The 6,243-nt window shown below is 62.4% G+C and carries 7 protein-coding genes; 4 read left to right on the forward strand and 3 right to left on the reverse strand.

Features of this window, described 5'->3' with window-relative positions; translation table 11 throughout:
* Nucleotides 1-24: 24 nt before the first annotated feature.
* Nucleotides 25-300: a hypothetical protein gene (locus J7E82_RS04720; RefSeq protein WP_214860934.1), complete on the forward strand. Its 276-nt coding sequence runs from the start codon at nt 25-27 to the stop codon at nt 298-300.
* Between the two features lie 187 nt (nt 301-487).
* Here the strand turns inward: J7E82_RS04720 and J7E82_RS04725 are convergent, their stop codons facing one another.
* Nucleotides 488-1,114: a hypothetical protein gene (locus J7E82_RS04725; RefSeq protein ID WP_214860936.1), complete on the reverse strand. Its 627-nt coding sequence runs from the start codon at nt 1,112-1,114 to the stop codon at nt 488-490.
* A 505-nt stretch (nt 1,115-1,619) separates the two neighbouring features.
* Between J7E82_RS04725 and J7E82_RS04730 the strand changes: the two genes are divergently transcribed.
* The gene (locus J7E82_RS04730) at nt 1,620-2,237 is read left to right on the forward strand and encodes a hypothetical protein (protein ID WP_214860938.1); all 618 of its coding nucleotides are present in this window, start codon (nt 1,620-1,622) and stop codon (nt 2,235-2,237) included.
* 43 nt (nt 2,238-2,280) lie between these two features.
* Here J7E82_RS04730 and J7E82_RS04735 read toward each other — a convergent pair whose 3' ends face one another.
* Both J7E82_RS04735 and J7E82_RS04740 read right to left on the reverse strand, forming a co-directional pair.
* Entirely contained in the window at nt 2,281-2,565 is a 285-nt protein-coding gene (locus J7E82_RS04735) for a hypothetical protein (protein ID WP_214860940.1), read from the reverse strand.
* Nucleotides 2,566-2,839: 274 nt separating this feature from the next.
* A complete protein-coding gene (locus tag J7E82_RS04740; protein ID WP_214860942.1) occupies nt 2,840-4,378 on the reverse strand; it encodes an HNH endonuclease signature motif containing protein in 1,539 nt (512 codons plus the stop codon).
* 383 nt (nt 4,379-4,761) lie between these two features.
* Here J7E82_RS04740 and J7E82_RS04745 point away from each other — a divergent pair, with 383 nt between their 5' ends.
* Nucleotides 4,762-5,229, forward strand: coding sequence for a DUF2199 domain-containing protein (locus J7E82_RS04745; RefSeq protein WP_214860944.1), 468 nt, complete (start codon nt 4,762-4,764; stop codon nt 5,227-5,229).
* Between the two features lie 257 nt (nt 5,230-5,486).
* A complete protein-coding gene (locus J7E82_RS04750; protein WP_214860945.1) occupies nt 5,487-5,960 on the forward strand; it encodes a hypothetical protein in 474 nt (157 codons plus the stop codon).
* Nucleotides 5,961-6,243 lie beyond the last annotated feature (283 nt).

The following is a 6,243-nucleotide window of genomic DNA, read 5'->3' on the forward strand; positions in this document are numbered from 1 at the left end:
CCCCCGCCAGGAGTGAAGCCAAGAATGATCCACCCCACTCCGAACAGGGCAAAAATGATCGGCCACGCCCTTACCCTCCCTGACGACAGCCAGTCCGGCAAAGAGCAGCCCCAGACCGAGGAGAAGCGTGCCGAAGGCGAGCCCGCCGTTTGTCAGCGGATCCAAGAGAACTATCTGGCCTGCGGTGGCGAGCAGCCCAAAGAAGGCCGCCAGCAGCAGCCGTATCAAAGCCGCCCGCTTAAGCCCCGTGCGTGCATGCTGAAGGGCAGGCAGGGGCGAGAGTCCCGTCCAGGTTGTTAGCAGAGGCCCTTGCGGCATCATGAAGCGGAAGTATCCGGAAACACCCCAGAGAATGCCTCCTGCGACCATGGTCCAGCGGACTGCTTCTCCATGACCTTCCAATGGCGCAATTGGAGGTTGAGTCTGAATGTTCATCTGAGGCATCCCGATCGGCAGCTGAATTCCATCGATGGGCCTCGTTACGACCTCAAGCATGCAGAACGCGGCTATGCCATCCCTTGGTCGGGGATGAGGCCGCAGCCCACAGCAGACCGCCTAGAACCATCCAGGCCACTCCGAAAGGAATCACAAGGAGAACTGCTTCGTTCTGATCGTTCATACCAAACAGCAAAAGGGAGGTGACGAGCAGCATCGCACCTGACCAAGCCGGCAGGACCCGGGATCTGATCAGCCCCGCGCCGGTGACTGCGAAGGCCAGGAAGGACAAAAGGAGGAGGATAAAGGCTAGCCACCACATAGCGGAGCCGCTCAGGCCTACCCCTACAAGCAGCGATGAAGCGGCGACCAGTGCAGCTATCCGGACGACTTTTGATCCTCTGCCTTCAAAACGGTGTATCGCAAATAAACCCACGGTGGCGGCGATAATGAGACCAATAGCCCCCAGTACCAGGATCCCGCCGTCGGGCCCAGTTTCGCGGTAGGTTCGGCCTACACACTCTTCAGCTATGCAGCCGCGCGGCTTCAGAGCCATGACGATGGCGTAGGCCACCAGAAGGAGCCCGCCCAAACCGGAACTGATGGCGGTTCCGCGGATAGTGCTCAAACTTACCCCTGGTTGAGTGCTATCTGTTCCTTGGCTGATTGGCTGTTGCATGATGCTTTTCCTTCGCTTTGCTTGGGGCATCGCCGCTTAAGAGTTAAAGCTTCGGCGTGGCGGAAAACTCTCAGCTTCCGCCTGGACGGTGCCCGCGTTTGTTCCTAGGTCTTTGACGGTTACCGCTTGCTGCGCAAGCTCACGTGGAGCCTGATCGGATGCTGGATGAATTCGCCTGAATCTCTCGGCTGCAGGCCGATTGAATGCGGGCGTTTACGCTAGGCCCATTCGTCATTTTGAAGCCCCAAATCCAATGTCGCCCCAGACCGGCATTTTCTACATCGGATGGAATATTCATGGATGATGGCCCTATAGACATGCTTTGTCAATACCCCGTCGGTTCATGGCTGCCTAACGGACCTTGTCTACCTGGAAATCGTAGCCAGGCGCAGTCAAACAGCAATGGCGGTCTAGACTGACGCGATGAGGACGGGTTGGGGATCCTGGGCAACGTCGCCACTCGCTCCACCGGTCAGTCGACTGCGGCGAACGAAAGGATCACTCCATGACCTTCTTCCAAGACATCCCCGTGCCGCCTCATCCCCCACGCGGAAGGGCCGTGAGATACGTTCCACCTCCTTGGGCCGGCGCGCCGCTGTACGAACTGCCGGTTGTACTCCACATCGGACAATTCCTGCACCGCAGCCCAACTATGGTCATGGCCGTCAAGAGTGCCGATGTCTACTCCACCGGCTGTTCCTTCGATGTCTCTTGGACCCTCCGCCGGGAGGAACAGAGCGACGAGGAATGGGTTGAACTCAATGACGTCTTTTTCCGGCCCGGACCGGGTCCCCGCAGAGGTTCCGGCGCCGATTCAGTGTTGCTCTTCGGGGCTCAGTTCCCGGACGGTTCAAAAGCCAGCACCGGTTTCCATGGCATGCAAGGATTCTTCGAAGGCACCGAGCAGCCCGATCCCCCGGTCCTCCTCCTCAGAGGCAGTGGCGGCAACGGCGCCGAGGACGAGTTAGCAGGATCAGGGCAGATCTGGCTCTGGCCGCTGCCCCCTGAAGGAGAGCTCCGGCTGGTTGCCCAGTGGAAGGACTTCGGCCTGGAGGAGTGTTCCATCATGCTCGACGGCGGCCAGCTAAGGGACGCCACGGCAGGCGTTCAGCAGTACTGGTGACGCGAGCCCCAGGGTCAAGAAATCCTCGCATACCGGCAGGCATCTACTCAGGGATGGTGAAGAAACTTTTCGGATCGTCTGCACCGAGCAGATCATGATGGAACACGATCGCGTCCACCGGGCGGGTGTCGAGGAAAAGCACCGCCACGGATCGGGAGTGAAGGATGGTATATCTGTCGGGCCCTTCCACCCAGGAATGGATTCCGGTGTATTCGTCGACGTCCAGCACGTCACCGAGCAGGCCCCGCTCCGAGAGCAGCTCATAGACAAGATTCCAGGCGCGATCCATAAGGTCGTTGATCGCCGCTTCCACCGTTGGAGCCGTCATGCGCCCATCATCCCACCGACCTACGATAGCGTTGCGAATCCATGTCGCGTGTCTTCAAGTTGCCAGAGTCATATCTTGTCCGCCTATCCCCAGGCCCTTATGAAGCCCGTCTCGTAGGCCAGGATCATGGCTTGCATTCGGTCCCCCACGTCGAGCATCGCCAGGAGCTGTGATCTCTCGACAATGCGGAACTGCCGGCTAAATGTCGGATTGCATCTCGCCTGAAGTCCGTCGAGGTGTGCAGCCATCGACAACTAGGTGATCAGGCCCGCTGTTAAGCGGCTGGGTTTCCCAGCTTGGCACGGTGCCGGATTTTCCCGCGCCAAGGGTCCAGGGCCATCGCTAGGAACCCGATGGGCGCCGATCGTTCCCTGATGCTGGTTCCGGGCAGTGGGGGTGCGGTGGAGTGGTAGGTGTGGCCTGTGGGTGTGCGGTATTCGATGGTGTGTTGTCGGCCGGGGCTTGGTCTGGTGGTCCAGCCGGGGTTCTCTTTGGTGTGGTTGCAGGCTTCGCAGAGGCCTGCGCCGTTGTCCAGGCTGGTGGTCCCGCCGGTGTGCCAGGGGAGAACGTGGTCGAAGTGCCGGATGGGTGCATCGCAGTAGGGTGTGCGGCAGGTGTCATCACGGGCCTGGAGGTAACGGCGCAAGCCCGCGGGGAACAGCCGAGCACGGGAGTCCATCGCGACGAGCTCGCCCATGCCGGGAGCGGTGTAGAGCCGGCGCAGCCACACCGTGAACTCCTGACCCCAGGCCGCCTCACCGGCCTTGGCCGCGTCATCTTTGACTGCATGAACCTCTTTGGCTGGCTGGCCCTTTTTGGCCGCCTGTCCTTCTTTGGCCAAGGCGCGGGCCCAGCCGGCGGGGACGATCCCGTATCCGGCGAGTCGGGCCGGTTCACTGTCGCCCTGAAAGAGGGTGCGATCGGTCATGATCAGCTGGATTTCCACGCCCGTGATCCCGTTGGGGGTGCCGGTGATCCGCTCGACCAGGGCGTCAGCCATGATCTGGCCCCGGGAACGGCCGTCTCCTTCTGAGCGGGCCGTGTCCGCATGACGGTTTAGTGCCGCGTGGACGGCCACGCCTTGCGCTACGGGGAGCAGGGCGGTGAGGTAGGTCATGGTGTCCGGTGCCGGGCGCAGGCTGACGTGCCGTTCGGCGGCGGCGTGGCTGGCGCGCTGGGTGACGGAGCGCGGGTCCCGGCGGTAGGACGCGGCGCGGGCCGCGGCCATGATGGCCCGGTCTCCTGCCCCGGTGAAGGTGCCGGTGTCGGCGGAGAGTTCCTCGTCGATGGCGCACCGGTCCGCTGCGCTCAGGCAGGCTGTTTCCCTGACGAGGAGTGTGGCGCGCCACTCGTTTAGCTGGCCGGTGTCCAGGGCGGACAGTGTGTGGGGCATTTCGGTCATGAGGGCTTTCGCGAGGCCGAGCAGGCGGCTGCCGCGGTTCGGGGATTCCCGCCGGGCCAGCGCGATTTGCGCGGCCACGCCGTGGCCCTGCTCCGCTGCCCGGACACCGGCGTCGGCCTGGGCGCGGCGCTGGGCGGCGTCGAAGGCGACAGCGATCCGGGCCTGCACCCCGGCAACCGCTGATTTGAGGTCCTCAAGCCCACGCAGCTGATCGATCAGCCCGGCACTGTCAGATGCCAACCGCAGGCCACGCACCGAGGCGATCAACTCCTGCACCCCGGAACATGACACATCGGAATCTGGCATACCGCCGCTCGGTGATGCGGCATCGGGAAACGCAGCGGCACCGGGGAGCACCCTGTCGCGGGGCGCAGCCGCCAGCGTCAGCTGCGAGTCCTCAATGCCGTCCATACACAAAGCTTCCCAGAACCCTCCGACATTTTAGGGGGATAAGTCCAGCGGGTGGGCAAATGACAGCCTTCAGGTACATTTTCAGCCAAGAGTGTTTGAGCTTCGAGCCGCCGACACCCTCGGCACCTGTGTCAGTTGCCTTGAGGCCTTGTGAGATTCCCCAAGCGAGACAGACTTGCTGAGACACCAAGCGCGGCAGGAAAGATTTCAGAACCGAGAGCTGCGGAAGTTCCTTATGAAGGTAGAGTTCATGAGACTCCAGCGAGTGTGTGCGCGGCTCCCGCCGCCGCTCCGGGCGATAAGCACGAACCCGCCTAGACTCATCCGGACGACAACCAGATCTGGGGGGATCGATGGGTTCTTGGAAACAGCATACGTGCACAATGTGTGGGCTCCCGGCGACTGAACATGAACGTGACGTCCGCTTCAGGCTCCCCGACCCGGTCCTAGACAGTCCGGAGCAGCACCTCGTCGAAGGAAGCTGGCTGAGCAACCCGGACCCGAACGTCGCCACGCTCATGCAGATCCCGGGGATCAGCCCATTCGTCCGGGCCCTGCTTCCTGTCCGGCTGGATGGAGGGCACATGCTTCGCTATGGCGTCTGGATCGCGATCCACCCGGATGATATTCAGCGGGCCGCGTCGATCTGGAATCAACCGGAATATAGCGAGCTCAAGCTCACCGGTTACCTGGCAAACAGGATCGAGCCCTGGGGCGTATTCGCCGTCCCAGTGGACCTTGCTGTGTTGGACCCGGACCACACACCCTATTGCGTGAGCAGCCCGGACCACGAGCTAAGCGATGTACTCACTAAGGAGTGGCCCCACAGCATTCTCGCCTCATTGCCCTGACGCACTGGGGCCATTGACCGGCGCCAGCGCCTCCCCACAAACCCCGTCGCAGAGTTGATGAGACTCCGCGCGCTGTCGTCACTGCCGGGCCCAGGCCCCTGGCTCATTGCGCGCATGAGGACCCCGTGTGCGACCGGCTCGGGAATCTCGCGAGGTCCTAAAGCTAGCCGGCGGGTCGCTGCACTAAGCTAAGGCAACTCCCTTGACGACGCACAACACCGCCCCTGGCGCTTGACGCTGAACCGTAGACTGACGCCATGAAGACGGGTTGGGGGACCGTTGGCGTAGCTGCTCTTGTCGCCAGCTGCCTGCAGATCACGGCCTGCGACATTCCAGTGGCATGCCCTGCCATTGGCTACGTCAGCACCATTACCGTCAACCTCGAAGGCGACATAGCAGGGGTTGACGAGGTCAAGGTGTGCACAGCTGAGGGATGCTCCGAACCGGAACCTATGCCCGCCCCGCCGGGACCGAAGAAAACTATTGTCCCAGCCCCCGTCCCGGAGCCAGAGCCAGAGCCAGAGCCGAGCCTGACAGCGCCTACCGTGGTTCCGCCGCCCTTCCGTAGCAGGAGGACTGACCCCGATACCTGGGCGTTTACCGTGAGCACTGGCCTGCCGGAGCGGGTGACGGTGCGTGCCCTCGCTTCGGACGGCGCCGTGCTGGCCGACAGGAAAATGACCTGCAGTGGATCAGGGTCGGCGGCTCGGCTCAGTGTGGAGGGCCGATGACGACGCCACCCATCATCCTTCGGATCACACCTGGCTGAGGAAGCATGTGAGCGGTTGCAGGGGTCACCAGGATCCTTCTGGCGACTCTGGCGGGGCCGTTCAGGCGGAGTAAGCACGCCCTCACAACCTAGCAAATCCGGAGCGGGGGCACCGTCGATGAGTAAGGTAAATGATCCTGAGCCATGCCACTTCTGGACCATGCCCACTACTGTCAATGGCCAATGGTTTCTGCCCATAGGCGGCCAGTAAATGTACCCGCTGGTGGCCAGTAAAACTGCCCGGT

This window comes from Arthrobacter sp. ISL-30, from assembly GCF_018613855.1.
In the GTDB taxonomy this organism is placed as follows: Bacteria; Actinomycetota; Actinomycetes; order Actinomycetales; family Micrococcaceae; genus Arthrobacter.

What these genes read in the sequence shown, in the direction of transcription:
- J7E82_RS04720 (WP_214860934.1), top strand. Translation starts at nt 25, where the DNA reads ATGATCCACCCCACTCCGAACAGGGCAAAAATGATCGGCCACGCCCTT.
- J7E82_RS04725 (WP_214860936.1), bottom strand. Translation starts at nt 1,114, where the DNA reads ATGCAACAGCCAATCAGCCAAGGAACAGATAGCACTCAACCAGGGGTA.
- J7E82_RS04730 (WP_214860938.1), top strand. Translation starts at nt 1,620, where the DNA reads ATGACCTTCTTCCAAGACATCCCCGTGCCGCCTCATCCCCCACGCGGA.
- J7E82_RS04735 (WP_214860940.1), bottom strand. Translation starts at nt 2,565, where the DNA reads ATGACGGCTCCAACGGTGGAAGCGGCGATCAACGACCTTATGGATCGC.
- J7E82_RS04740 (WP_214860942.1), bottom strand. Translation starts at nt 4,378, where the DNA reads ATGGACGGCATTGAGGACTCGCAGCTGACGCTGGCGGCTGCGCCCCGC.
- J7E82_RS04745 (WP_214860944.1), top strand. Translation starts at nt 4,762, where the DNA reads ATGTGTGGGCTCCCGGCGACTGAACATGAACGTGACGTCCGCTTCAGG.
- J7E82_RS04750 (WP_214860945.1), top strand. Translation starts at nt 5,487, where the DNA reads ATGAAGACGGGTTGGGGGACCGTTGGCGTAGCTGCTCTTGTCGCCAGC.